The following is a 24,568-nucleotide window of genomic DNA, read 5'->3' on the forward strand; positions in this document are numbered from 1 at the left end:
CTTCGAGGTCGACCTCCATGATCTGCAGCGGCTTTCCGGCGGCAACGGCGACAGCGGCGCGCGTTTTCATCAGGCAATCCTCCCATGACGACCCATAGAGTTTCTCATTCCGCCATTGCTGCGGATGAGACCGCAATACGCTCATTCATCGCCGTATCCCCGCGAAAAGGAATAGGACTAAAGCAGACACGTAAGTCCACTTGCGGGGCTTTGATAAATCTTGTGGCGTCCGCTAAGCTCATTGTGGGCACCTTGAATTCGCGCTGGTCCGGGAACAATCGGACTTTAGTGCAAGAATGGGCAGTTTTATCGATGACGAGCGCGGTGCCAGGCACTCTCGCGGCCTTTTTGTGCTTTTTTTTCCAGACCGCCAACATTACAGGCGTGATGGCCCAGGAAGTGACGGGCAAGCAACCGGTCGCAGCCGACAGGCCGGAAAGAAAGATAACCGAAATCAGAATAGGTTATTTGCGGGCCTACGCGCCGCAACTGGCGCTTTCCCTGCTGGACCTGCCGCCACGCGACGAAGGTGTCGCCGGCGCCAATGTGGCGATCGGCGATAACAACACGACAGGAAAGTTCCTCAGCCAGAAATTCAGCCTCGACATAGCCGAGGTCAAGCCGGACGCCGACGCGGTTCAGGCGTTCAACGATCTGATTGCCAAAGGTGACCGCTATGTTGTCGCTGACCTCTCGGCCAGGCAATTGCTGTCGATCGCCGACATCGCCCGCGACAAGGGCGTTCTGGTCTTCAATGTCGGTGCCACAGACGACAGCCTGCGCGAGGAAGACTGCCGCATAAACATTTTCCATGTGGCGCCGACACGAAGCATGCTGGCTGACGCGCTGGCGCAGTATCTCGTGATAAAGAAATGGCCGAATTGGGTGCTGCTCTATGGTTCGCATGAGCGGGATCATCTCTATGCGGCCGCGTTGCGCCGCGCGGCGGCTCGCTTCGGCGGTCAGATCGTCGCCGAGAAGGAGTTCAAAGACACTGGCACCGCGCGCCGAACCGACACCGGCGCCACGCAGATACAGCAGCAGATTGCCGTGTTCACGCAGGATCTGCCGGAGCATGACGTGGTGCTTGTCGCCGATGAGAGCGAGGTGTTCGGAACATATGTGCCCTACCGCACCTGGACACCGCGGCTGGTCGCTGGCACGGCCGGTCTTGTCGCATCGTCCTGGCATCCCGCGAGCGAGCAATGGGGTGGCATTCAAATGCAAAGCCGTTTCCTGAGGACGACCGGCCGGCGAATGCTGTCCAAGGATATGTCGGCCTGGACGGCGGTGCGGGCGGTGGGCGAAGCCAGCACACGGACCAATGGCGACGATCCGAAGAAGATCAGCGACTACATCCGCTCGGACGATTTCTCGGTCGCCGCCTTCAAGGGACAGAAGCTGACCTTCCGCAAGTGGAACCATCAGCTTCGCCAGCCAATCCTGCTCGGCGACACCAAATCCGTGGTCTCGACATCGCCACAGGAGGGTTATCTCCACCAGATCTCCGAGCTCGATACGCTCGGCGTCGATCAGCCGGAAACGAAATGCGTCCTTAAGTAGAACCAATCGGGAGGAATTTTCGTGCAGAGACGAGCTTGCGCACTCGCCATTCTCGGCTTCATGGCCAATCCGGCGTGGGCTTACACCGTGTATGTCTCCAACGAGAAAGACAATACGATAACGGTCGTCGACACGGCGACGATGCAAGTGGTGAAGACCGTCGAAGTCGGCCAGAGGCCGCGCGGTATCACCATCTCGCATGACGGCAAGTTCATCTATTTGTGCGCCAGCGATGACGATACGATCGAAATCATCGATACCGCGACGCTGCAGATCGTTGGCACGCTGCCATCAGGCCCCGATCCCGAACTGTTCGTGCTTTCGCCCGACGGCAAGACGCTCTACGTCGCCAACGAGGACGACAATCTCGTCACCGCGATCAACGTCGAGAGCAAGCAGGTCATGACCGAGATTCCCGTTGGGGTGGAGCCTGAAGGCATGGCCGTCAGTCCCGATGGCAAAACCATGGTCAACACCTCCGAAACCACCAGCATGGCGCATTTCATCGACACCGGCAGCCATGAGGTGACCGACAACGTCCTGGTCGACACGCGTCCGCGCTTTGCGCAATTCAAGCCCGACGGATCCCAGATCTGGGTCAGTGCCGAAATCGGCGGCACCGTCAGCGTCATCGACAGTCTCAAACGCGAGGTGGTGAAGAAGATCCAGTTCGCGATTGCGGGACTGCGGCCCGAAACCATCCAGCCGGTCGGCATCGCAATCAGCGCGGACGGCAAGAAAGCCTATGTCGCGCTCGGCCCAGCGAACCACGTCGCCGTCATCAACACCGAAACCTACGAGGTGGAAAAATACATCCTGGTCGGCCAGCGCGTCTGGCATCTCGACTTCACCCCCGATCAGAAGACGCTGATCACCACCAACGGCAATTCCAACGACATCACCTTCATCGACACGGCGACGGACGAGCCGGTTCAATCGGTTACGGTGGGCCAGCAGCCTTGGGGCGTGGCCATATCGCCCCACTAGACCGCAGCAATGATCAGGGAGACCGACGTGATGAATATTTGCCGCGGGGATGTTGCAAGTGCACTAGATGACCAGCGCGCCCCGAAGGAGCCAGCGGCATGCAGCATGTGAGGACAAGCGGAGCTGGAGAGGAGGTGGCAGCGCTCGATGTTGCCGGCGTCAGCCATTCCTATGGTCCGAAGCGAGCGCTCCAGGACGTCTCATTCTCGATCGCGCCGGGAACTTTCACCGTTCTGCTCGGCCTCAATGGGGCCGGCAAGACAACTTTGTTCTCACTGATCAGCCATCTTTACGGCACCCGCCGCGGATCGATTCGCATCTTCGGCTATGATGTCAGCCGCGCTTCGGGCGAAGCGCTCAGGCGTGTCGGCATCGTATTCCAGGCACGCACGCTCGACCTCGACCTCAGCGTCCACCAGAACCTCTCCTACCACGCCTCGCTGCATGGCATTGGCGGCCACCAAGCCCGGCAGCGCATTGCCGCGCTGCTCGAGACAGTCAACATGCAGGGCCGTCAGCATGACAAGGCACGCAGTCTTTCCGGCGGCCAAATGCGGCGCATCGAGATCGCGCGGGCGCTGCTCCACCGCCCTTCCCTGCTGCTGCTCGACGAGGCGACGGTCGGTCTCGACATCCAGTCGCGTGCGGGCATTCTGGCCACCATCCGCAAACTCGTCGAAACCGAGGGCATCGGTGTGCTGTGGGCGACGCATCTGATCGATGAGGTCGAAGACGGCGACCATGTCGTCGTGCTGCGGCAGGGCGACCTGGTTGCCAAGGGTAAGGTGGCCGATGTCGTTGCGACGAGCGGTGCCAGTTCGATCCGCGACGCCTTTTCCAGGCTCAACCGCATCGAAACAAGCGGCATCGCGGAGATGTCGCCATGAGCGCTCCCGCAATGCCCGCAAAAGTCGCCGCCCTCACGCCGGTGAAGTTCGAACAGTTTGGGCTCCGCCACTACCTCGTTTGCCTCAAAGGGATCGTCGTGCGGGAGTGCCTGCGCTTCCTGCATCAGCGCGAGCGCTTTATATCCTCGCTGGTTCGGCCGCTCGTCTGGCTGTTCATTTTTGCCGCCGGATTCCGGCAGGTGCTCGGCGTATCGATCATCCCGCCCTACAAGACCTACGTGCTCTACGAGGTCTACATCACGCCGGGCCTGTGCGGCATGATTCTGCTGTTTTCGGGCATGCAGTCTTCGCTGTCGATGGTCTATGACCGCGAAATGGGCAACATGCGCACCCTGCTGGTCAGCCCCTTCCCGCGTTGGTTTTTACTGATCTCGAAGATGCTCGCCGGTGTCGCCGTGTCGATCGCGCAGGTTTATGCGTTCCTGATCGTTGCCTGGTTCTGGGGCGTCAAGGCGCCGCCGCTTGGCTATCTCACCGTGCTGCCGGCGCTGTTCCTGTCAGGCATGATGCTGTGCGCGCTCGGCATGCTTCTGTCTTCGATGATCAAGCAGCTCGAAAACTTCGCTGGCATCATGAACTTCGTCATCTTTCCCGGCTATTTCGCTTCTCCGGCACTCTATCCCTTGTGGCGTATCCAGGAGGCTAGCCCCCTGCTCTACAAAATCTGCCTCGCCAATCCATTTACTTACGCCGTCGAACTGATCCGCTTCGCCTTCTACGGCCAGGTTGACTGGCTGTCGCTGGGCGTCGTTGCCGGCTGCACGCTGCTGTTCCTTGCCGCCGCCATCATCGCCTACGACCCTTCGCGCGGCCTGATGACCCGCAAACAGGACACGGGAGGAAATGCCTGATGGCGCGAATGATCCATGTTCGCAGTCTGGCTCTGGTCGCCATGCTTGCGCCAGGCGTCAACGCCATGGCAGCCAACCCCGATCCGCACTGGCCCTGCATGCAGCGCAAGGTGCCGCAACTCTCGTTCGGCCAGATCTGGAGCGGACCGGACCTTCCTTCAGCCGCGAAGGACTGGTCGAAGGACCCCACCATCTCCGCCCTGATCGAGGAAGTGTCGGCTCGCCGGATGCCGATTGCGGAAGCTCAAAAGAAGATCAGGGATTTCGCGGCCTCCTTGCCGGCCGAGCAACGTGCACCCAAAATGGCGATGATGGTGCAAGGCATGTTCGACCACCTGGACGCCGAGCGTTCGCAGGTGATCTCCGGTATTTCCCGCTACGCCCACAAGCAGCTCGAAATGGCCGCCGCGTTGCGCAAGGAAGCGTCCGAGGTCGATGCATTGCGGGCAAAGCCGGATGCAGATCCCGAAGAGATCGATCGGCGAACCGAACAGCTGACATTCGCAACGCGAATTTTCAATGAACGCGTCCAATCACTGACCTACGTCTGTGAAGTGCCGACGATAATCGAGCAGCGGCTTTATCAATTGTCCAAGGCCGTCTCGGAAACGCTCGCCGCGAAGAAATAGAACCTCATTCGATCTTCGCGGCGGATATCACGATCCACGGCCGGGCAGCACGCGCCAGCGCTGAACGAAATAACCGGGATGCGTCTCGATCCACTGGGCTACCAGCGGTTGCGCCTGCATGAAGGCGGTCCCGGGATTCATCGCCAGGCCGTCCACCATCTGTTCGCGTTGTTCACAGGTCTGCGGCACATCCGTCAGGCAGACCATCATAATGAGCGTGTAAAGCATTACCCCTTGTCCCCATCGATCCCGAACCCCATGCCCGGGAGGTTTCCGTGATTCCGACCAGTCTGCAGGGGTCGCACATACAGATCGCTTACGGGTGTGAAAGGACGTGGCCCCCGCTCTTTCGCGCCGCAACATAACATGGCGCTAATCTACCGCCAACGACCGTAGGGCGTTCTCCAGAGCAATCGCGCCAGGTTGCGCCGCGCCAATGTGGTGCCGACGTTTCCAGCGTCGATGATTCCGATCTTCACGGGTGTTCGTCGATGTCATCAACCCGGGAGCCCGAGTTGCTTTCGCAGGCTTTTGTCGAATGCGGATGCGGGGACGAAACGGCGCAGGAAACTGACCTGGCGCGCCATTTTTCCAGCCGCATAGCGCCCCTTCGGAGCGGGATCGGTCGCAGCCGCCAAAACGGTCCTGGCCACCACTTCCGGCGCATCGCCTTTTTCCATCGCTTTCCGCACAGCTGCATTCATGCCGGCGCGCGCAGAGTCATAGATATCGAGCAACTGATCCGGCCTGGCGAGATTTTCTTCAAATGAGGTGCGGGTATAGGCGGGCTCCACCAACACGACGCGAATTCCGAAAGGACGCAGTTCGTGGTCGAGCGATTCGGAGTAGCCCTCAACGGCATGCTTGGTCGACGAATAAAGCGCGAAATAGGGAGCTGGAATGAACCCCTGCACCGAGCTCAAATTGACGATTCTGCCCTTGCCTTGGCGGCGCATTGTCGGCAACACCGCTTTGGTTACTCGCATAACGCCAAAGACGTTCACGTCAAACAACGACTTGGCCTGGGCCATCGAGGACTCCTCCGCGCCACCAAGCAGGCCAACGCCGGCATTATTGACAAGCAGGTCGATGCGCCCGGTCTCGGCCAGCACGTCCTTGACAAGTTTCGCCACCGACGTGTCATCGGTCACGTCACAGGCCAGCATGGTAACGCCATCGGATCGGTCGACGACCGCGCGACGGCTGGTTCCGAACACGCGAAAGCCCACGTTCTGCAGGGCTTTGGCCGTTGTGTGCCCGATACCGCTGGATGCCCCCGTCACCAGGGCGACGCCTAGATTGGTCTTGTTCATGGAGGTCACTTCTTTCTTCGTTTTGGATTGGCGTGGGAGAAGCGCGACAGGTCGGAGCGAAAGGCGTCAATCATGAGCGTCTCCGGCACTCGCGCCGGCCAGATCATCCGTCCAGCGCCGGAACAGCGCGCTGGCATTAACGCCTCCGAAGCCGAAGCCATTGGAGATTGCATAGCCCATCGCCATCGGCCGGGCCCGGTTTGCGACGAAGTCGATCCCGTCGCCGGCCGGATCGGGAGCGCTCAGATTGAGGGTCGGTGGTGCCATCTGATCCCTGAGCGCCAGGATTGCGAAGATTGCTCCGAGCCCGCCGGCGGCTCCGAGCAGGTGTCCGGTCGCCGATTTCGTTGCACTGACAGCTATCGCGAAATCGCGCCCGAACACGCTCTTGATCGCTTCGATCTCACCCAGGTCGCCCACCGGCGTGGAGGTCGCATGGGCATTGAGATGACGAACCTCGCGTGGCGAAATCCCTGCTTGGGCGATTGCGATCTCCATGGCCCGGCGCGCACCGTCGCCGTCCTCTGGACCGGAGGTGACGTGGTGAGCATCCGCCGTCGTGCCGTAGCCGACAAGCTCGGCCAGCGGTCTTGCGCCGCGCGCCAGCGCGTGGCTCAATTCCTCGATGACCAGCATGCCGGCTCCTTCGCCCATGACGAAGCCGTCCCGCGACTTGTCGAACGGTCGGGAGGCCTCATCAGGACGGTGATTAAAGGACGTCGAAAGAGAGCGTGCCGCGGCAAACCCACCGAGGCTGACAAGATTCATGCATGCTTCAGTCCCGCCGCACACGGCAATATCGGCCTCGTCGGCGCGGATTAGGCGAGCCGCATCGCCGATCGCCTGAATGCCGGCCGCGCACGCCGTCACGGGTGCACCGAGCGGACCTTTGAAGCCATAGCGGATCGAGACGTGGCCTGCCGCGAGGTTCACCAGGAAGGACGGCACCGTAAAAGGTGATAGACGGCGGACGCCGCGGCGGTCGACCGTGCGCACCGCCTCGGTTATGGCCGGGAACCCGCCGACGCCCGAGGCGATGATCGTGGCCGTGCGCAAGCGATCCGCTTCCGAGACGGGGGCCCATCTTGCTTGGGCGAGCGCTTCTCGTGCCGCGGCCAGCGCAAAGAGAATGAACCGGTCTACCTTGCGCTGGTCCTTCGGCGGAAGGATGGCTTCCGGATCGAAACCAGCGTCCGGATCTTCTTCTGTGGAAGGCACCACCCCGCCGACCTTCGCCGGCAGGTCGCACACCACATCATCCGCAAGCCTCCGGATGCCTGAGCGGCCGGCCAGGAGACGCGACCAGGACGCTTCGACATCGGCAGCAAGGGGCGTGACCGCTCCCATGCCTGTGACAACAATCCGTCGCATCTATTTTCCTATCAATTTGGGTGCGCCGCCAGCGCTGCGCACGCCGTTCAAGCGCCGGCTGCTTCGCGAACCTGTTCTGTCGCCGCATCCAGAAATGCCTGCGCGAGGTCGGGGTCGTTGACGACGCGCGAAAGGAGCACCGCACCGACCATTGTCGAGAGGATGGCCATGGCCTTGTCGCCGGGCCGCTCGCCGTCGGCCTCGCCAACCCAACTACCAAACATCTCAAGATATTCCCTGATCCCGGCTTCGAACGACGCTCTCACGTCCACGCCCTGTCTGGCGGCATCCGAACCGAGCGCCACGATCGGGCAGCCGTCCATCCTTTCTTCGCGATGGTCCATGCTGAGGTAGAACGCGATCACCGCGCCAAGCGGATCCTCGGGTTTTGCCGTAGTCGCGGCCGACCATCGGTGGGTGGCGCTCTCCATCGCCCGTTTGGACGCCTGCGCCGCCAGGTCCTCCTTTGACGCGAACTGCTTGTAAAAAGCGCCTTGGGTCAGCCCGGCACCCTTCATCAGATCCTTAAGGCCGATGCCGTCAAAACCGCGCTCCCGAAAAAGGCGGCTTGCCACGTTGATAACGGTTTCACGGTTTTCCGCAGCCTGAATGCGACTTACGCGCATCGGTAATCTCCCTTTTAGCGTGTGTTCGTAATCTATATCTTATATAGAGAGCGAACGCAATCTATCAAGAGAAGATGAGAGATGATCCGCAGAAACCCGACCGCTCCGCTCTTGGCCGCACTGAGATGGGCATGAAAACGAGACCCGCGTTGTGCTGGCGGGCGTCCTGCTCGGTGGTCTTCCCGACAGCGCCACGGATCCGACCAGCGGACAGAAAAACACTAAGGTTTCACCGGATCAAGATGTCAGAATCTACCCGGTAGAACGCGATCACCGCGCCAAGCGGATCCTCGGATTTTGCCGCGGTCGCGGCCGACCATCGGTGGTTGGCACTCTCCATCGCCCGCTTGGACGCCTGTGCCACCAAGTCCTCCTTTGATGCGATGCTTGTAAAGGCGCCTTGGGTCAGCCCGGCACCCTTCATCAGATCCTTGAGGCCGATGCCGTCAAAGCCACGCTCCCGCAAAAGGCGGCTTGCCACGTTGATTGCGGTTTCGCGGTTTTCCGCGGCCTGTATGCGACTCACACGCATCGTCGATCTCTTTTTTTAGATTGCATTCGTAATCTATCTGCTATATAGATGGCGAATGCAATCTAAAAAGGAGAACGAAATGATCCGCAAGATCCTGAGCGCTTCGCTCCTGACCGCGCTGTTTCTGGCGACCCCAGCGTTTGCCGAGGAAGCTACCGTCGGACGCCCAATCGAAGCCGGCAGCCTGCACAACGGACGCCTCGACATGGTGGTCTATTACGTCCCAATCGACGGCGACCTCCTGGAGGTCACCGCCACCTTCGCGCCCAAGGGCGGAGGCGATCCGCTGCGCGTCGTCATGGGCCTCGCCGACCGCGATTCCGTTGCCTTCTCCATGCCGGGCTACCGGGGCTCTCTCTACGCGTTCTCGAGGTCCGGCGAGGATGTGACAGTCGCGACTGGGACCGACAAGCATCCGCGCGCCGACGCGCTACCGGACTGACTCGCCGCGCAGGTCGCAGCCGGCCGCTGCCGGTCGACGCAGGACACAGCATAGAGAATGAACGCAATCTATTTCGGCATGAGGCGATGGGCATGAAAAAGCGACTTGTCATTGGGCTGGGCAGCGTCCTGGCCGCGGGGTTAGGGATGGCCGCATTCGTCACGCTGCCCATTCGCACGCAGGCAACCGCAGTGGCGGATCCGAGGCAGGAAGCGCCGATCGTCAGATTGGTGACGGCGGCGCCAGTGGCTGGATCCGAACGCGGTTTCACGGGCACGATTGCCGCGCGGGTGCAGAGCAATCTTGGTTTTCGCGTACCCGGCAAGATCATCGAGCGCCTGGTGAACGTCGGTGAACGGGTCAAGGCGGGCCAACCGCTTCTACGGATCGACGACACCGATCTGGCTCTCGCGCTGACCGCCAAGCGCAATGCGGTCGCCGCGGCACGCGCTGTGCTGGTTCAGGCGAGCGCGGACGAAAAGCGCTATGCCGTTCTGGTCAAGAAGGAATTGGCAGCAACTCCGCAGCGCTACGAGCAGGCGAAGGCCGCGTTGGACACCGCGACCGCACAACTCGCCGCCGCCGAAGCGGAAGCGAAAGTCGCGGAAAACGAAGCGGCCTATTCCGTCCTGGTGGCGGACGCGGATGGAACTGTGGTCGAAACCATCGGCGAGCCGGGACAGGTCGTCTCCGCCGGTCAGACAGTGGTTCGGATCGCCCAGGCCGGCCCTCGTGAAGCGGTGGTCGCGCTTCCCGAAACGATCCGGCCGGCGATCGGCTCTGTGGCCGAGGCCGCCGTTTATGCAGCCGATGGGCGCCATACGGCGCATCTGCGGCAGTTGTCGGATGCCGCCGATCCCCAGACCCGTACCTATGAGGCCCGCTATGTGCTCGACGGGGAGGCCGCGGCAGCACCGCTTGGCGCGACCGTGACTATCCGGATCACAAGCCAGGCGAGCCAGCCGGAAGTCCAGGTGCCGCTCGGAGCCGTGCTCGATAATGGCGGCAAAACAGGCGTTTGGGCCCTGGATCGCGCCACCTCGACCGTACACTTCCGACCTGTCGGCCTTGTTCGTGTGACAAGCGAAAGCGCCGTGGTCTCCGGGCTGAACATGGGAGATCCGGTCGTTTCGCTCGGCGCTCATCTTCTGCAGGAGGGCGCTCGCGTCAGGTCTGCTTCCGAAAGCGGGAGCAACTGACGATGAACCTCAATTTTTCAGCGATCGCCGTTCGCGAACGGGCCGTCACCCTGTTCTTCATCCTCCTGCTCGTGGCGGCTGGCGCCTACGCGTTCCTTATGCTCGGGCGGGCGGAGGATCCCAACTTCACCATTAAGACCCTGACGGTCACGACGGCATGGCCGGGCGCGACGGCCCGCGAGATGCAGGACCTTGTCGCCGAGCCGTTGGAGAAGCGGCTTCAGGAGCTCACCTGGTACGATCGGGTCGAGACCACCACGCGGCCGGGCTACGCCTATATGACGGTCACGCTGAAGGACAGCACGCCGCCATCCGTCGTGCAGGAAGAGTTTTACCAGGCCCGCAAGAAGCTGGGGGATGAAGCCCGCAACCTGCCGCCTGGCGTCTACGGCCCCTTCGTCAACGACGAATATTCGGATGTGAGCTTCGCCCTTTATGCGCTGAAGGCCAGAGGCATGCCGATGCGTGAGCTGGCCAGGCAGGCCGAGGCAATTCGACAGGACCTCCTGCACGTGCCCGGCGTCAAGAAGATCAACATCCTCGGTGAGCGCCCCGAACAGATATTCGTCGAGTTCTCCTATGCCAAGCTGGCAACGCTGGGCGTGTCGGCACAGGATATCATCGTCGCATTGCAGCGGCAGAACACCGTCACACCGGCGGGCTCGATCGATACTCAGGGGCCGCAGGTCTTCATCAGGCTCAACGGCGCTTATGACAGTGTCCAGGCTATCGCCGACACGCCGATCGTTGCCGGGGGGCGGACGCTGAAGCTTTCCGACGTTGCCGAGGTCCGCCGCGGCTACGAGGACCCTCCCACCTATCTCATCCGACGCCAGGGCGAGCCCACCATCATGCTCGCGGCCGTTATGCAGGAGGGTTGGGACGGTCGCGCGCTCGGCAAGGCGCTGGAGGACCGGACGGCGGCCATCGCACGAACATTGCCGCTTGGGATAACGCTCGACAAGGTGTCCGACCAGGCCGTCAACATCACCTCGGCGGTCGACGAGTTCATGTTGAAGTTCGCGATGGCGCTCGGTGTCGTGCTGCTGATCAGCCTGCTCAGCATGGGCTGGCGCGTCGGCATCGTCGTGGCGGCCGCCGTCCCGCTGACGCTTGCCGCCGTGTTCCTCATCATGCTGGAGACCGGCCGGTTCTTCGATCGCATCACGCTCGGCGCCCTCATCCTGGCGCTCGGTCTTCTCGTGGACGACGCCATCATCGCCATCGAGGTGATGGTGGTGAAGATGGAAGAGGGCATGGATCGCATCAAGGCGGCGGCCTATGCCTGGAGCCATACCGCGGCGCCGATGCTGTCGGGAACGCTCGTGACGATAGCTGGGTTCCTGCCCGTGGGCTTCGCACGCTCGACGGCCGGCGAGTACGCCGGCAATATCTTCTGGGTCGTAGGGTTCGCTCTCATCGTCTCCTGGATCGTCGCCGTGGTTTTCACGCCCTACCTTGGCGTCAAGATGCTGCCCGCGATCAAACCGGTCGAAGGCGGCGTTCACGCCATATACGACACACCGAACTATCGGCGCCTTCGCCGGCTCATCATCTTTGCCGTGCGCCACAAGTTCGTAACCTGCGGTGTCGTCGGCATCGTCTTCGCACTTTCGGTTGTCGGCATGGGCAGCCTGAAACAGCAGTTCTTCCCGACATCCGATCGCCCCGAAGTGCTGGTCGAGGTTCGTCTGCCGGAAGGCACCAGCATCGAGACGACGACCGCCACAGTGGAGAAGCTGGAGCACTGGCTGGACGGCCAGTCCGAAGCCAAGATCGTGACGAGCTACGTCGGTCAGGGCGCTCCGCGCTTCTTCTTCGCCATGGCGCCGGAACTGCCTGATCCTGCCTTTGCCAAGATCGTCGTGCTGACACCGGACGCGGAGGCGCGCGAGGCGCTGAAGCACCGGCTGCGGGAGGCGGTATCGCAGGGGCTCGCGCCGGAAGCCGATGTCCGCGTCACGCAGCTTGTGTTCGGACCCTATACGCCGTTCCCTGTCGAGTTCCGGGTCACGGGGCCTGATCCCGCGCAACTCTATAGCATTTCCGAGAAGGCCCTCGATATCATGCGGAGCGTCCCGGACGTGCGGCAGGCCAACCGCGACTGGGGCAACCGCACGCCCGTACTGCGCTTCATCCCTGACCAGGATCGACTGAACCTCATCGGCCTCTCGCCGGCGGAAGTAGGCCAGCAGCTCCAGTTCCTCCTCACCGGCATCCCTGTCACGCAGGTCCGCGAGGACATTCGCAATGTCCCCATCGTGGCGCGCAGCGCTGGGGCTGAGCGGCTGGATCCGGCGCGTCTGGCGGATTTCTCGCTGATGAGCCGGGACGGCCGCCAGATTCCGCTCGACCAGATCGGTCATTCGGAAATCCGTCTTGAAGAGCCGATCCTGAAGCGCCGCGACCGGACGCCCGTCGTCACGATCCGGTCGGATATCAACGAAGCGACTCAGCCTCCGGAGGTCTCAAAGCAGATCATGAAAGCCCTTCAGCCGCTGATCGCGTCCCTTCCGGCCGGCTATAACATTGAAATGGGGGGATCGATCGAGGAGGCTGAGAAGGCCAACACTGCTTTGGGCAAGATCTTCCCGGCCATGATCGCCGCCATGCTGATCGTCATCATGCTGCAGGTACGATCCTTCTCGACGATGGCCATGGTCGTGCTGACCGCACCGCTTGGGCTCGTCGGCGTCGTGCCGATGTTGCTCACCTTCAACCAGCCCTTCGGGTTCAACGCCATTCTGGGCCTGATAGGGCTGGCCGGCATCCTGATGCGCAACACCCTGATCCTGACCGAACAAATCAAGGAGAACCGTGCTGCCGGCCTTGACGACTATCACGCCGTCATTGAGGCCACCGTGCAACGCACGAGGCCGGTGATCCTGACGGCGCTTGCCGCCGTGCTGGCTTTCATCCCCCTTACGCACTCCGTGTTCTGGGGATCGATGGCCTATACGCTGATCGGCGGCACGGCGGCCGGCACGGTGCTGATCCTGCTCTTCCTTCCCGCTCTCTATGCCGCGTGGTTCCGGATCAAGCCGACCGCAGATGTGGCCCATGAGGCTTCGACCGAGGAACCGGAATTGCAAACAGCGATGGCTGCCGAATAGGGCACTGTTGTCGGAAAAGACGGTTCAAGTTCTCGCCCGCCGGTTTTGCCTGAACATATGCAGGGCCAGCCGGACGATCTTGCCGCTTACAGATGATCGCCCAGGGCGAGCCCGGCAGATCCGTTTCATCAGTCCTGGAGACATCCATGAATCGTCCGCTCCGAATGCGAACTGATCCCGACGAGGTGCGCGCGCGCATCCTGGAGGTGGCGGAGGGGCACTTTCGCCGCATCGGCTACAACAAAACGTCGGTGGCCGACATCGCCTCCGAACTCAGCATGAGCACGGCAAACATCTACCGCTTCTTCCCCTCAAGGGACGCAATCAAAGAATCCATCTGCGGGAAAGCTTTGAACGAGGTAGCTGACATCGCCCTCGCAATCGCGCGCACGAACGCGTCGGCCGGGGAGAAATTGGGTCAGCTACTGACCGCCGTTCACCATCACAAGAAGATGACGCTGGTCAAGGAAAGGCGCATGCACGACCTGATTGTCGCCGCCATGCAGGAGAACTGGGCGACCATCAAGGCGCATATCGAGCACGTGGTAACTACCTTAGGGGTCATTATCCGCGAGGGCATCGAATCGGGCGAATTCAATGTCGACGATTCCGCTACGGCGGCGCGTGCCGTCCACACCGCGTTCACGCCGTTCCTCCATCCGATCCTGATCGAGCACTGCGTCCAATACGGCGAAGACACCGAAGCGGGCCTACGCGAGCAGATCCGATTCATCCTGAAAGCTCTCGGCAAGTCGGATTGACCAGCCTGCCGTATGCAGGATCAAGCCGCCGCTGACGACATCCACGAGGACTCGACGGAGGAACTTGACACACGAACAGCAACAGTTGCCGAACCATGTGCCGGAAGAGGTGCAAAGCCGTCCCTCGTCCGAGACAGCTCTCCAAAGGCAGCCATTTCGGGCGATGCCCGCTGACCAGCCGGATGCGGACCTTGCAGCCCGCCTTCCGACGGTCGGCTTAGGGGTCGACTCCGGCCGCTCGGCCTTGATCGCTTTAGCGACCGCTCATGGCGCAGCTAAGCCATACGGACAAGCGGTTGCGTCGCTCCATTCGGACTTCCATCCTAAATGATTCGAGCCTTAGGGGTTAGTCGAGTCGAAGCTGCCGCTCAGCGCCACCGCCGTTCTCCTGTATTTGCACGCCACGTCCCCACTACGACCGAAACTTGTTGAACTAGGCTAACTCGCGCGACCTCTACTGTTCGGTTCCTCGTGCGGATAGAGCTTGCCGAACAGGGGCAGGTACATCGCGCCCTTGCGCATCAGAAAATCGTGGAAGGTCGCCATCGCCGGCGAGATCGCGTGATCGCTGCGCATCACCGAAAACCATTGCCGGCGGATCGGCATGCCGACAACGTCGAGGATAACCAGCCGGCCGGCTTCGGTTTCGGCAGCGATGGTGTGGGCAGAGATGAAGGCGATGCCGAGCCCGGCCATCACCGCCTGCTTGATGGTCTCGTTCGAGTCCATCTCGACGCCGAGATCGTCGATGCGGCCGGGCACGTCGCTCAGGAATATTTCCAGTGAGATGCGCGTTCCGGAGCCGGGCTCGCGAATGAGGAAATGCTCCTCGGCGATCCGCTCCTTGGAAATGTCGCGTGCCGACGCCAGCGGGTGGTCGGGCGGTGCGATGATGACCAGCGGATGATCGCCGAAGACCGAAGCACGCACCGGGACTTCCTTGGCCGGGCGTCCCATCAGCGCGATATCGATATCGTGGTTCTTCAGATTGTCGATCGTCTCGGCGCGGTTGCCGATGGCAAGGCGCATGTCGATATCTGGATGTTCCTTCATGAAGGCGGCCATCAGCCGCGGCGCGAAATATTTGGCCGTGGAAACGACGCCGAGCCGCAAGCTGCCGGCGCGCACGCCCTTGATCGCATCCATCTTGTCTTGGAGCAGACGAAGCCGCTCCTCGATGGCCTGTGCGGTCTCGACGAAGGCCAGACCTGCGGCAGTGGGACGCATGCCGTCCGACGTCCGGTCGAACAAGGCCAGTTGGAACTCCTCCTCCACTTGCCGCAACTGGATCGTCACCGCTGGAGGAGACAGCCCTAACACCTTGGCCGCGCTGACGATTTTTCCGTGGCTGATGATTGCCTGAACGGTCTTGAACTGCTTGAGCGTGAGGTTTCTCATACGGCATACTAAAATTTTTTTACTGCCTGAGTAAAGTTATTGAATTTTACTTATCCAGCGTCGTTTGTTCTCCTTTCCCAATCCGGCCGACCCGAGGAGAGGCGGCTGGATCGGGAGGTTACGATGCCAGCGGCAACACTCGACGCTTTTCTGAACTCCTATCTTGGCGAGCCGGACGAACTGCGCTCCGCCGTCGTAGCGACCATCCGTCAGCTGACGCAGGCGGCCACCACAATCCGCAACACCATCAATCAAGGGGTGCTCGGCACCGCCTTTGCGGGAACCCGTGGCGCCAATGCTGACGGCGACATCCAGAAGGATCTCGATGTCTTCGCCGATGACATCTTCCTCGACGCCATGCGCCACGCTCCGGTCGCGCTCTACGCTTCCGAGGAACTGGAGCAGCCGGTGCTGCTCGACAGGCAAGCGCCTCTTGCCATCGCCATCGACCCGCTCGACGGCTCTTCCAACATCGACACCAACGTGTCGATCGGAACGGTCTTCTCGCTTCTCCCTGCAACTGGTGCGCCGGATGGGAATCCGGCCGCCTCGTTTTTGCAGGCAGGCGTGAACCAGCTGGGCGCCGGTTTCTTCATCTACGGGCCGCAGCTGGCGCTGGTTCTGTCGCTCGGCAGCGGCACCCATGTCTTCGTTCTCTCGACCAGGCTCGGCACCTTCGTCCAGGCCTATGAGAGCCGGATCATCCCACAGCGAACCCAGGAGTTCGCCATCAACGCCGCCAACTACCGGCACTGGGACGAGGCGGTGCGGCTCTACATCGATGACTGCCTTGAAGGCACCGAAGGCCCACGTGAGAAGGACTTCAACATGCGCTGGATCGCCTCTCTGGTTGCGGACTGCTACCGCATATTGATGCGCGGCGGCGTATTCCTGTATCCAGGCGACAAGCGCAAGGGCTACAGGCAGGGGCGACTTCGCCTCGTCTATGAGGCAAACCCGATCGCCTATCTCGTCGAACAGGCGGGCGGTGCCGCCACCGATACGATGACCCGCATCCTCGAAATCGAACCCGAGAGCCTGCACCAGCGCGTGCCCATGGTTTTCGGATCGGCGCGGGAAGTCGCGCGCATCACCCGCTACCACACCGAGCCGAGCGCCATCGGCGAGCGCGCGCCGCTGTTCAGCCGCCGCGGCCTTTTCAGGGCCTGAAGACCATGTCGGCAAAGCACCCCATCATTACCATCACCGGGTCGTCGGGCGCAGGCACCACCTCTGTCAAGCGCATCTTCGAACTGATCTTCCGGCGCGAGAACATCGGGGCCGCCTTCATCGAAGGCGATGCTTTCCATCGCTACGACCGCGCCACGATGAAGGCGAAGGTGGCCGAGGAGGAAAAGGCGGGCAATCCGAACTTCACCCACTTCCATGCCGAGGCCAATGAACTGGCAATCCTCGAAGAGGTATTCGAGGAATATGGCCGACGGGGAACCGGAAAGACCCGCACCTACATCCATGATGAGGATGAGGAGAAGCAGTACGGCACGCCGCCGGGACATTTCACCGAATGGCGCGAATTTCCGCCGAGCGACCTGCTCTTCTATGAGGGCCTGCATGGCTGCGTCGTCACCGACAAGATCAACCTGGCCAGGCACGCGGATCTCAAGATCGGCGTGGTGCCGGTCATAAATCTCGAATGGATCCAGAAGATCCATCGCGACCGCGCAACGCGCGGCTATTCCACCGAGGCGGTGATGGACGTCATCCTGCGCCGTATGCCGGACTATGTCCGCTACATCGTCCCGCAGTTTTCGCAGACCGCCATCAACTTCCAGCGCGTGCCGATCGTCGACACGTCCAATCCATTCATCGCGCGCTGGATTCCGACGCCCGACGAATCGATGCTGGTTATCCGCTTCGCCAATCCCCGCGGCATCGATTTCCCCTACCTGCTTTCGATGATCCACGACTCGTTCATGTCGCGGCCGAATTCCATAGTGGTGCCCGGCAACAAGCTCGACCTTGCCATGCAGCTGATCCTGACGCCGCTCATCCTGCAATTGATCGAACGCAAGAACCGTGTGTCGTGAGGAGGACGCCATGAACAGCCAGGCAGCAGCACTGAAGCCCGTCGCCGCCGTCTCGGAGCGCGACATGGCCAACGCCATTCGCGCACTGGCGATGGACAGCGTCCAAAAGGCCAATTCCGGTCATCCGGGCATGCCGATGGGCATGGCCGATGTCGCGACGGTGCTGTTCAGCCGCTTCATCAACATCGATCCGTCGGCCCCCAACTGGCCCGATCGTGACCGCTTCGTGCTGTCGGCCGGGCACGGCTCGATGCTGCAGTATGCGCTGCATTACCTGCTAGGCTTTGAAGACATGCCGATCGAGGAGTTGCAGCGGTTTCGCCAGCTGGGCAGCCGCACCGCCGGGCATCCGGAATATGGCCATGCGCTTGGCATCGAGACGACGACCGGCCCGCTTGGACAAGGCATTTCGACCGCTGTCGGCATGGCGCTGGCGGAGCGCATGCTGGCGGCCCGCCACGGCGCCGATCTCGTCGACCATTTCACCTACGCAATCGCCGGCGACGGCTGCCTGCAGGAAGGCATCAGCCACGAGGCGATCGATCTTGCCGGTCACCTGAAGCTCTCCCGGCTGATCGTCTTTTGGGACGACAATGCGATCTCGATCGACGGGCCCACTTCCCTGTCGACATCGATGGACCAGCCGGCGCGGTTCAAAGCCGCTGGATGGCATGTCCAGTCGGTGAACGGCCACGACACGGAAGCCGTTGCGGCGGCAATCGAAGCGGCGCAGCAATCGGACCAGCCGTCTCTGATCGCCTGCCGCACGGTGATCGGCAAGGGCGCGCCAAATTTGGGTGGTTCGGAAAAGACGCATGGCGCGCCGCTGGGCGATGCGGAGATCGCCGCGACGCGCGAAAACATCGGCTGGGCCTTCGCGCCGTTCGAGGTGCCGGACGATATCCTTTTCGCCTGGCGCGCGATTGCCGGCCGCGGTCAAGCGGCACGCCGCGCCTGGGAGCAGCGGCTTGCCGCCTCACCACGGCGGCAGGCCTTCGAGAGCGCGGTCGCCGGCGCCCTGCCCGACGCGGTCTTCGAAGTACTCGACGCTTTCCGCAAGGAGCATGTCGGGAAGGCGACCAAGGTTGCAACGCGAAAAGCCTCGGAAATGGCACTCGCTGCGATCAATGGCGCAACCGAACTGACCGTCGGCGGCTCCGCCGATCTGACGCATTCGAACCTGACGATCACCAAGGGTATGAACCGCATCGCGCCGGGCGACTACGCCGGCCGCTACATCCACTATGGAATCCGCGAGCACGGCATGGCCGCAGCCATGAACGGCATCGCACTGCATGGCGGCTTCGTGCCTTATGGCGGCACGTTCCTGTGCTTCGCCGACTACGCGCGCGGCGCGATGCGGCTCTCGGCGCTCATGGGCCAGCGTGTCATCTATGTGATGACGCATGATTCCATCGGTCTCGGCGAGGACGGCCCGACCCACCAGCCGGTCGAGCACCTGGCGATGCTGCGGGCGACGCCAAACCTCAACGTCTTCCGCCCGGCCGACATCATCGAAACGGCGGAGTGCTGGGAACTGGCGCTGAGAAGCGAGAAGCGGCCGAGCGTGCTGGTGCTCTCGCGCCAGAACCTGCCGATGCTGCGCCAAGCACCTAGCGGCGAGCCACACAGCGACGAGAACCGGTCGAGCCGGGGCGCCTACATCCTGCGCGAGCCAGCCGGGCAGCGCGCGCTGACGCTGATCGCCACCGGCTCGGAGGTCGAGATCGCGGTTGCCGCCGCCGAACGGCTGGAGACCGAGCACGGGGTCGCCGCCGCAGTTGTCTCGATGCCGTGCTGGGAGCTTTTCGAGCAGCAGGACGCCGGCACCCGCAAGGCCGTCCTCGGCTCGGCGCCCCGCATCGCCATCGAAGCCGCAGCACGGCTCGGCTGGGACCGCTGGATCGGCGACACCGGCACTTTCGTCGGCATGGCCGGTTTCGGCGCCAGCGCCCCTGCCCCGGATCTCTACCGGCATTTCGACATCACGCCCGAAGCCGTCGCGGCAGCGGCGCTGAAGCTCATCATCTAGGAGAAACCGACAATGGCCCGCATCACCCTTCGCCAGCTTCTCGACCATGCCGCCGAGCACGGCTACGGGGTGCCGGCATTCAACATCAACAACATGGAACAGGGCCTCGCCATCATGGAGGCCGCCAGGGCCTGCGATGCGCCGGTTATCATCCAGGCCTCACGCGGCGCCCGTTCCTATGCCAATGACATCATGCTGGCCAAGATGATGGAGGCGTTGACCGAAATCCATCCGGCCATTCCGCTCTGCATCCATCAGGATCACGGCAACAACGAAGCCACCTGCCTGTCGGCGATCCGCCACGGCTTCACCTCGGTGATGATGGACGGATCGCTGATGGCGGATGCCAAGACACCGGCGAGCTACGATTACAACGTCGCCATCACCGAACGTGTCGCACGCATGGCGCATTGGGTCGGCGCTTCGGTCGAAGGCGAGCTCGGCGTGCTCGGCTCGCTGGAGACCGGCCAGGGCGAGGCCGAGGACGGGCACGGCGCCGAAGGTGCGCTTTCCCATGACCAGCTTTTGACCGATCCCGATCAGGCGGTCGACTTCGTGACCGCCACCCGGGTCGACGCGCTGGCGATCGCCTGCGGTACCTCGCACGGCGCCTATAAATTCAGCCGCAAGCCCGACGGCGGCATCCTGGCCATGCAGGTGATCGAGGCGATTCACGAAAAGCTGCCCAACACGCATCTGGTCATGCACGGGTCTTCCTCCGTGCCGCAGGAACTGCAGGACATCATCAACAACTATGGCGGCGAGATGCCCCAGACCTTTGGCGTCCCGGTCGAGGAAATCGAGCGCGGCATCCGCTACGGCGTGCGCAAGGTCAACATCGACACCGATTGCCGAATGGCCATGGCCGGGCAGTTCCGCCGCGTTGCGACGGAGGACCCGCGCGAATTCGATCCGCGTAAATTCCTGAAACCCGCCATGGACGCCCTGCGCGACCTTTGCCGCGATCGCTTCGAACGCTTCGGCACCGCAGGCCACGCGTCGAAGATCAGGGTGATCGCCATGGATGAGATGGCGAAACGTTACGCCGCAGGAAAGCTCGACCCCCATATCGCAACCGCGAAAGCCGCCTGAGCGGCAAACAGGAGACCTGCCATGAACAAGATCGACATGCCCTCAGCAGGCACGCTCAAGGAAGGCAAGGAACGCTACAGGTCGGGCGTCATCCCCTACAAGAAGATGGGCTACTGGGAGCCGGACTACCGGCCCAAGGAGACCGACCTGATCGCCATGTTTCGGATCACGCCGCAGCCCGGCGTCGACCACGAGGAAGCGGCCGCCGCCATCGCCGGCGAATCCTCTACCGCGACATGGACCGTGGTGTGGACCGACAGGCTGACCGCCTGCGAGCTCTACCGCGCCAAGGCATTCAAATCCGAGCCGGTGCCGAACACAGGTCCAGGCACCAGGATCGAGCAACAGTACTTCGCCTATATCGCCTACGACCTCGACCTGTTCGAGCCCGGCTCCATCGCCAACCTGACTGCATCGATCATCGGCAACGTGTTCGGCTTCAAGGCCGTCAAGGCCCTGCGGCTCGAGGACATGCGCATCCCGGTGGCTTACCTCAAGACCTTCCAGGGCCCGGCGACCGGCATCGTGGTGGAACGCGAGCGGCTCGACAAGTTCGGCCGGCCGCTGCTCGGCGCGACGACGAAGCCCAAGCTTGGCCTGTCCGGCCGCAACTACGGCCGCGTCGTCTACGAGGCGCTGAAAGGTGGCCTCGACTTCGTCAAGGATGACGAGAACATCAACTCACAGCCCTTCATGCATTGGCGCGACCGCTTTCTCTACTGCATGGAGGCTGTGAACAAGGCGTCGGCCGCCACCGGCGAAGTCAAGGGCCATTATCTCAACGTCACCGCCGGCACGATGGAGGACATGTACGAGCGCGCCGAATTTGCAAAACAGCTTGGCTCCTGCATCGTCATGATCGACCTCGTCATTGGCTACACGGCGATCCAGTCGATGGCCAAGTGGGCACGCCGCAACGACATGATCCTGCACCTCCACCGGGCCGGCAACTCGACCTATTCGCGCCAGAAGAACCACGGCATGAATTTTCGCGTCATCTGCAAATGGATGCGGATGGCCGGCGTCGATCACATCCATGCCGGCACGGTGGTCGGCAAGCTGGAAGGCGACCCGCTTATGATCAAGGGGTTTTATGACACGCTGCGCGAGGAGCGCACGCCGCAGAACCTCGAAACCGGGCTGTTCTTCGATCAGGACTGGGCCTCGCTCAACAAGGTGATGCCCGTCGCCTCCGGCGGCATCCATGCCGGCCAGATGCACCAGTTGATCCATTATCTCGGCGAGGACGTCATCCTGCAGTTCGGCGGCGGCACGATCGGCCATCCGGACGGCATCCAGGCCGGCGCGACGGCCAATCGCGTCGCGTTGGAGGCGATGATCCTCGCCCGCAACGAGGGCCGCGACTATCTGCGCGAAGGAACCAAAATCCTCGAACAGGCGGCCAGATGGTGCACGCCGCTCAAGGCGGCCCTGGAGACGTGGAAGGACGTCACCTTCAACTACGAATCGACCGACACGGCCGACTTCGTGCCAACCGCAACGCCGAGCTTCTAGACGAAAGGAACCGTCGCCATGATGACCAATCCCGGAAACAAGGTCACGCAGGGACAGTTTTCGTTCCTGCCCGAGCTAACCGATGAGCAGATTTCGGCGCAGATCAAATACGCACTGAAAAACCACTGGGCGGTCAGCGTCGAGTACACGGACGATCCACATCCGCGAAACACCTATTGGGAAATGTACGGCAACCCGATGTTCGACCTGAGGGACCCGGCGGGCATCCTGCTTGAAGTCGACAATTGCCGGAGAGCTATGCCCAACATGTATGTCCGGGTCACCGCCTTCGATTCGACCAAGGGCTGGGAAGCACCGCGCATGTCATTCATCGTCAACCGGCCACCCAATGAACCCGGGTTCCGGCTGCTGCGCCAAGAGCGTGACGGCCGCAGTCAGGGCTATTCGATCGTGCCTTATGCGACCGACAGGCCCGAAGGCGAACGGAGCTAGGCGAACCATGCTGGACGCGATAGCTAAGAGCGCTGCCGCGCAGGGCGAATCGGTTGATCTACAGGCCGAGTTCGAGGCCTCCAACATCGACGAGGTGATGGACAAGCTCGACCGCGAACTCGTCGGCCTGAAGCCCGTCAAGACCCGCATCCGCGAGATCGCGGCGCTGCTTCTGGTCGACCGGCTTCGCCGCAAGTTCGGGCTGACCTCGGGCGCGCCGACGCTGCACATGAACTTTACGGGGAATCCCGGTACCGGAAAGACCACCGTGGCGCTCAGAATGGCCGAAATCCTGCATCGTCTCGGCTATGTCCGCGAAGGGCACATGGTCGCGGTGACGCGCGACGATCTCGTCGGCCAGTATGTGGGCCACACCGCGCCCAAAACCCGCGAAGTGATCAAGCGCGCCATGGGCGGGGTGCTTTTCATCGACGAGGCCTACTATCTCTACAAGCCCGAGAACGAACGCGACTACGGCCAGGAATCGATCGAAATCCTGCTGCAATGCATGGAAAACAACCGTGACGATCTGGTTGTGATTCTTGCCGGCTACAAGGACAAGATGGACCGCTTCTTCGACAGCAATCCCGGCATGCGCTCGCGCATCGCCCATCACCTCGATTTTCCGGACTACGGCGTCAGCGAACTCAAATCAATCGCCGAGATCATGCTGGCGGAACAGAATTACCGCCTCAGCGAAGCGGCGGCCAAGGCGCTCGAAGAGTATCTCCCGATCCGCATGCGGCTGCCGCATTTCTCCAACGCCCGCTCCGTTCGCAATAGCCTCGACCGGGCGCGGCTTCGCCAGGCCGGCCGGCTTTTCGCATCGCGCGACCGGGCGTTGACGAAAATCGATCTTATCACCATCGAGGAATCCGATATTCGCGGCAGCCGCGTGTTCGCGGAAGGTAAGCTCGAAGGCGAACCGGAGACGAAGGCGCGCTGACAAGATGACGGCGGTTGGTGTGCAGCGACCGGAAACGGACGACAGAATGGGAGCCGACGACCATGGATAGCAAGACAATCATCGCGCCCTCGGTGCTTTCCGCGGACTTCTCGCGGCTCGGCGACGAGGTCGAAGCGGTCGTCCGGGCGGGTGCCGACTGGATCCATCTCGACGTGATGGATGGCCATTTCGTGCCCAACATCACCTTCGGTCCGCCGGTGGTCAAGGCGATCCGTAATCGAACGGACAAGGTCTTCGACTGCCACCTGATGATCGCGCCGGCCGACGCCTATCTCGGCGCCTTCGCCGATGCCGGCTGCGACATCATTACGGTGCATGCCGAGGCCGGACCGCATCTCGACCGTTCGCTGCAGGCAATCAGAAATCTCGGCAAGAAGGCCGGCGTGTCGCTGAACCCGTCAACGCCGGAAAGCGTCATCGAATATGTACTTGACCGGCTCGATCTGGTGCTTCTGATGACGGTCAATCCGGGCTTCGGCGGCCAGGCCTTCATTGCGGCGGTCGTCGACAAGGTCAGGCGGGTCAAGGCGCTGGTCGGCCATCGTCCGATCGACATAGAGATCGACGGCGGCGTCACGCCCGAAACCGCTCCGCTGGTCACCGCGGCCGGCGCCAATGTGCTGGTCGCCGGCTCGGCCATCTTTAAGGGCGGCACCGAGGCGGCCTATCGCGCCAATATCGGCGCCATCAGGCAGGCGGCCGACGGGGCGATCCGGAAAGCGGCGTAAACCGTTTCATCGGAGGGCAAACATTTCATCGGAGGAAAAC

General features: G+C 62.2%; 22 protein-coding genes and 1 pseudogene. 17 read left to right on the plus strand and 6 right to left on the minus strand.

Annotated elements, in window-relative coordinates; translation table 11 throughout:
* Positions 1–312: 312 nt before the first annotated feature.
* From NKH41_RS26340 to NKH41_RS26360, 5 genes are all read left to right on the plus strand, one after another.
* On the plus strand, positions 313–1,563 hold the full coding sequence (locus NKH41_RS26340; RefSeq protein ID WP_352934622.1) for a lanthanide ABC transporter ABC transporter substrate-binding protein PedA1: 1,251 nt from the start codon (positions 313–315) through the stop codon (positions 1,561–1,563).
* Positions 1,564–1,584: 21 nt separating this feature from the next.
* Positions 1,585–2,550, plus strand: coding sequence for a YVTN family beta-propeller repeat protein (locus NKH41_RS26345; protein ID WP_352474598.1), 966 nt, complete (start codon positions 1,585–1,587; stop codon positions 2,548–2,550).
* A 98-nt stretch (positions 2,551–2,648) separates the two neighbouring features.
* Complete coding sequence (locus NKH41_RS26350) at positions 2,649–3,437, plus strand: lanthanide ABC transporter ATP-binding protein PedB/LutE (protein ID WP_352934624.1); 789 nt, start codon at positions 2,649–2,651, stop codon at positions 3,435–3,437.
* Positions 3,438–3,448: 11 nt separating this feature from the next.
* Positions 3,449–4,309 carry a lanthanide ABC transporter permease protein PedC gene (locus tag NKH41_RS26355; protein ID WP_352503305.1) on the plus strand — a complete coding sequence of 287 codons (861 nt, stop codon included), beginning with the start codon at positions 3,449–3,451 and terminating at the stop codon, positions 4,307–4,309.
* The gene (locus NKH41_RS26360) at positions 4,309–4,938 is read left to right on the plus strand and encodes a hypothetical protein (protein ID WP_352934627.1); all 630 of its coding nucleotides are present in this window, start codon (positions 4,309–4,311) and stop codon (positions 4,936–4,938) included. The genes NKH41_RS26355 and NKH41_RS26360 overlap by 1 nt, the downstream gene beginning before the upstream one ends.
* A 27-nt stretch (positions 4,939–4,965) precedes the next feature.
* Here the strand turns inward: NKH41_RS26360 and NKH41_RS26365 are convergent, their stop codons facing one another.
* From NKH41_RS26365 to NKH41_RS26385, 5 genes and pseudogenes are all read right to left on the minus strand, one after another.
* Positions 4,966–5,166, minus strand: a complete 201-nt coding sequence (locus NKH41_RS26365; RefSeq protein ID WP_352779701.1) for a hypothetical protein — start codon at positions 5,164–5,166, stop codon at positions 4,966–4,968.
* 269 nt (positions 5,167–5,435) lie between these two features.
* Positions 5,436–6,251 (minus strand): oxidoreductase, encoded by an 816-nt coding sequence (locus tag NKH41_RS26370; RefSeq protein WP_352934630.1) that lies wholly within the window; start codon positions 6,249–6,251, stop codon positions 5,436–5,438.
* Between the two features lie 66 nt (positions 6,252–6,317).
* Complete coding sequence (gene fabF / locus NKH41_RS26375; protein WP_352934633.1) at positions 6,318–7,622, minus strand: beta-ketoacyl-ACP synthase II; 1,305 nt, start codon at positions 7,620–7,622, stop codon at positions 6,318–6,320.
* Between the two features lie 47 nt (positions 7,623–7,669).
* Complete coding sequence (locus NKH41_RS26380; RefSeq protein ID WP_352541912.1) at positions 7,670–8,248, minus strand: TetR/AcrR family transcriptional regulator; 579 nt, start codon at positions 8,246–8,248, stop codon at positions 7,670–7,672.
* A gap of 259 nt (positions 8,249–8,507) precedes the next feature.
* A pseudogene (locus NKH41_RS26385) lies at positions 8,508–8,780 on the minus strand (TetR/AcrR family transcriptional regulator); the annotation flags it as partial.
* 79 nt (positions 8,781–8,859) lie between these two features.
* Between NKH41_RS26385 and NKH41_RS26390 the strand changes: the two are divergent.
* The 4 genes from NKH41_RS26390 (at position 8,860) to NKH41_RS26405 (ending at position 14,295) form a co-directional block, all read left to right on the plus strand.
* The gene (locus NKH41_RS26390; RefSeq protein ID WP_352934636.1) at positions 8,860–9,222 is read left to right on the plus strand and encodes a hypothetical protein; all 363 of its coding nucleotides are present in this window, start codon (positions 8,860–8,862) and stop codon (positions 9,220–9,222) included.
* Positions 9,223–9,314: 92 nt separating this feature from the next.
* On the plus strand, positions 9,315–10,421 hold the full coding sequence (locus tag NKH41_RS26395; protein WP_352934639.1) for an efflux RND transporter periplasmic adaptor subunit: 1,107 nt from the start codon (positions 9,315–9,317) through the stop codon (positions 10,419–10,421).
* 2 nt (positions 10,422–10,423) lie between these two features.
* Entirely contained in the window at positions 10,424–13,534 is a 3,111-nt protein-coding gene (locus tag NKH41_RS26400) for an efflux RND transporter permease subunit (protein WP_352934642.1), read from the plus strand.
* Positions 13,535–13,680: 146 nt separating this feature from the next.
* Positions 13,681–14,295 carry a TetR/AcrR family transcriptional regulator gene (locus NKH41_RS26405; RefSeq protein ID WP_352795824.1) on the plus strand — a complete coding sequence of 205 codons (615 nt, stop codon included), beginning with the start codon at positions 13,681–13,683 and terminating at the stop codon, positions 14,293–14,295.
* Between the two features lie 438 nt (positions 14,296–14,733).
* Here NKH41_RS26405 and NKH41_RS26410 read toward each other — a convergent pair whose 3' ends face one another.
* Positions 14,734–15,693 carry a LysR family transcriptional regulator gene (locus NKH41_RS26410; protein ID WP_352541885.1) on the minus strand — a complete coding sequence of 320 codons (960 nt, stop codon included), beginning with the start codon at positions 15,691–15,693 and terminating at the stop codon, positions 14,734–14,736.
* A 123-nt stretch (positions 15,694–15,816) separates the two neighbouring features.
* Here NKH41_RS26410 and NKH41_RS26415 point away from each other — a divergent pair, with 123 nt between their 5' ends.
* The 8 genes from NKH41_RS26415 to rpe all read left to right on the plus strand — a co-directional run bounded on the left by NKH41_RS26415 (position 15,817) and on the right by rpe (position 24,528).
* Positions 15,817–16,863 (plus strand): class 1 fructose-bisphosphatase, encoded by a 1,047-nt coding sequence (locus NKH41_RS26415; protein WP_352683984.1) that lies wholly within the window; start codon positions 15,817–15,819, stop codon positions 16,861–16,863.
* A gap of 5 nt (positions 16,864–16,868) precedes the next feature.
* Positions 16,869–17,741: a phosphoribulokinase gene (locus NKH41_RS26420; protein ID WP_023678839.1), complete on the plus strand. Its 873-nt coding sequence runs from the start codon at positions 16,869–16,871 to the stop codon at positions 17,739–17,741.
* A gap of 10 nt (positions 17,742–17,751) precedes the next feature.
* Positions 17,752–19,773: a transketolase gene (tkt, locus tag NKH41_RS26425; RefSeq protein ID WP_352934646.1), complete on the plus strand. Its 2,022-nt coding sequence runs from the start codon at positions 17,752–17,754 to the stop codon at positions 19,771–19,773.
* A gap of 12 nt (positions 19,774–19,785) precedes the next feature.
* On the plus strand, positions 19,786–20,865 hold the full coding sequence (gene fba, locus NKH41_RS26430) for a class II fructose-bisphosphate aldolase (protein WP_352507750.1): 1,080 nt from the start codon (positions 19,786–19,788) through the stop codon (positions 20,863–20,865).
* A 21-nt stretch (positions 20,866–20,886) separates the two neighbouring features.
* Positions 20,887–22,380 (plus strand): ribulose-bisphosphate carboxylase large subunit, encoded by a 1,494-nt coding sequence (locus NKH41_RS26435; protein ID WP_084641467.1) that lies wholly within the window; start codon positions 20,887–20,889, stop codon positions 22,378–22,380.
* An 18-nt stretch (positions 22,381–22,398) separates the two neighbouring features.
* On the plus strand, positions 22,399–22,833 hold the full coding sequence (locus NKH41_RS26440; protein ID WP_352934648.1) for a ribulose bisphosphate carboxylase small subunit: 435 nt from the start codon (positions 22,399–22,401) through the stop codon (positions 22,831–22,833).
* 7 nt (positions 22,834–22,840) lie between these two features.
* Positions 22,841–23,779 (plus strand): CbbX protein, encoded by a 939-nt coding sequence (cbbX, locus tag NKH41_RS26445; RefSeq protein ID WP_352686149.1) that lies wholly within the window; start codon positions 22,841–22,843, stop codon positions 23,777–23,779.
* A gap of 62 nt (positions 23,780–23,841) precedes the next feature.
* Entirely contained in the window at positions 23,842–24,528 is a 687-nt protein-coding gene (gene rpe, locus NKH41_RS26450; RefSeq protein WP_352541879.1) for a ribulose-phosphate 3-epimerase, read from the plus strand.
* Positions 24,529–24,568: the final 40 nt, after the last annotated feature.

The sequence above is a fragment of the Mesorhizobium sp. M1169 genome, from assembly GCF_040318345.1.
Classification (GTDB): domain Bacteria; phylum Pseudomonadota; class Alphaproteobacteria; order Rhizobiales; family Rhizobiaceae; genus Mesorhizobium.

Coding starts and splice junctions, on each gene's coding strand:
- NKH41_RS26410 (WP_352541885.1), bottom strand. CDS start 15,693: ATGAGAAACCTCACGCTCAAGCAGTTCAAGACCGTTCAGGCAATCATC.
- NKH41_RS26380 (WP_352541912.1), bottom strand. CDS start 8,248: ATGCGCGTAAGTCGCATTCAGGCTGCGGAAAACCGTGAAACCGTTATC.
- rpe (WP_352541879.1), top strand. CDS start 23,842: ATGGATAGCAAGACAATCATCGCGCCCTCGGTGCTTTCCGCGGACTTC.
- NKH41_RS26365 (WP_352779701.1), bottom strand. CDS start 5,166: ATGCTTTACACGCTCATTATGATGGTCTGCCTGACGGATGTGCCGCAG.
- NKH41_RS26390 (WP_352934636.1), top strand. CDS start 8,860: ATGATCCGCAAGATCCTGAGCGCTTCGCTCCTGACCGCGCTGTTTCTG.
- NKH41_RS26340 (WP_352934622.1), top strand. CDS start 313: ATGACGAGCGCGGTGCCAGGCACTCTCGCGGCCTTTTTGTGCTTTTTT.
- NKH41_RS26355 (WP_352503305.1), top strand. CDS start 3,449: ATGCCCGCAAAAGTCGCCGCCCTCACGCCGGTGAAGTTCGAACAGTTT.
- tkt (WP_352934646.1), top strand. CDS start 17,752: ATGAACAGCCAGGCAGCAGCACTGAAGCCCGTCGCCGCCGTCTCGGAG.
- NKH41_RS26405 (WP_352795824.1), top strand. CDS start 13,681: ATGAATCGTCCGCTCCGAATGCGAACTGATCCCGACGAGGTGCGCGCG.
- fba (WP_352507750.1), top strand. CDS start 19,786: ATGGCCCGCATCACCCTTCGCCAGCTTCTCGACCATGCCGCCGAGCAC.
- NKH41_RS26360 (WP_352934627.1), top strand. CDS start 4,309: ATGGCGCGAATGATCCATGTTCGCAGTCTGGCTCTGGTCGCCATGCTT.
- NKH41_RS26440 (WP_352934648.1), top strand. CDS start 22,399: ATGATGACCAATCCCGGAAACAAGGTCACGCAGGGACAGTTTTCGTTC.
- cbbX (WP_352686149.1), top strand. CDS start 22,841: ATGCTGGACGCGATAGCTAAGAGCGCTGCCGCGCAGGGCGAATCGGTT.
- NKH41_RS26350 (WP_352934624.1), top strand. CDS start 2,649: ATGCAGCATGTGAGGACAAGCGGAGCTGGAGAGGAGGTGGCAGCGCTC.
- NKH41_RS26370 (WP_352934630.1), bottom strand. CDS start 6,251: ATGAACAAGACCAATCTAGGCGTCGCCCTGGTGACGGGGGCATCCAGC.
- NKH41_RS26400 (WP_352934642.1), top strand. CDS start 10,424: ATGAACCTCAATTTTTCAGCGATCGCCGTTCGCGAACGGGCCGTCACC.
- NKH41_RS26395 (WP_352934639.1), top strand. CDS start 9,315: ATGAAAAAGCGACTTGTCATTGGGCTGGGCAGCGTCCTGGCCGCGGGG.
- NKH41_RS26420 (WP_023678839.1), top strand. CDS start 16,869: ATGTCGGCAAAGCACCCCATCATTACCATCACCGGGTCGTCGGGCGCA.
- NKH41_RS26435 (WP_084641467.1), top strand. CDS start 20,887: ATGAACAAGATCGACATGCCCTCAGCAGGCACGCTCAAGGAAGGCAAG.
- NKH41_RS26415 (WP_352683984.1), top strand. CDS start 15,817: ATGCCAGCGGCAACACTCGACGCTTTTCTGAACTCCTATCTTGGCGAG.
- fabF (WP_352934633.1), bottom strand. CDS start 7,622: ATGCGACGGATTGTTGTCACAGGCATGGGAGCGGTCACGCCCCTTGCT.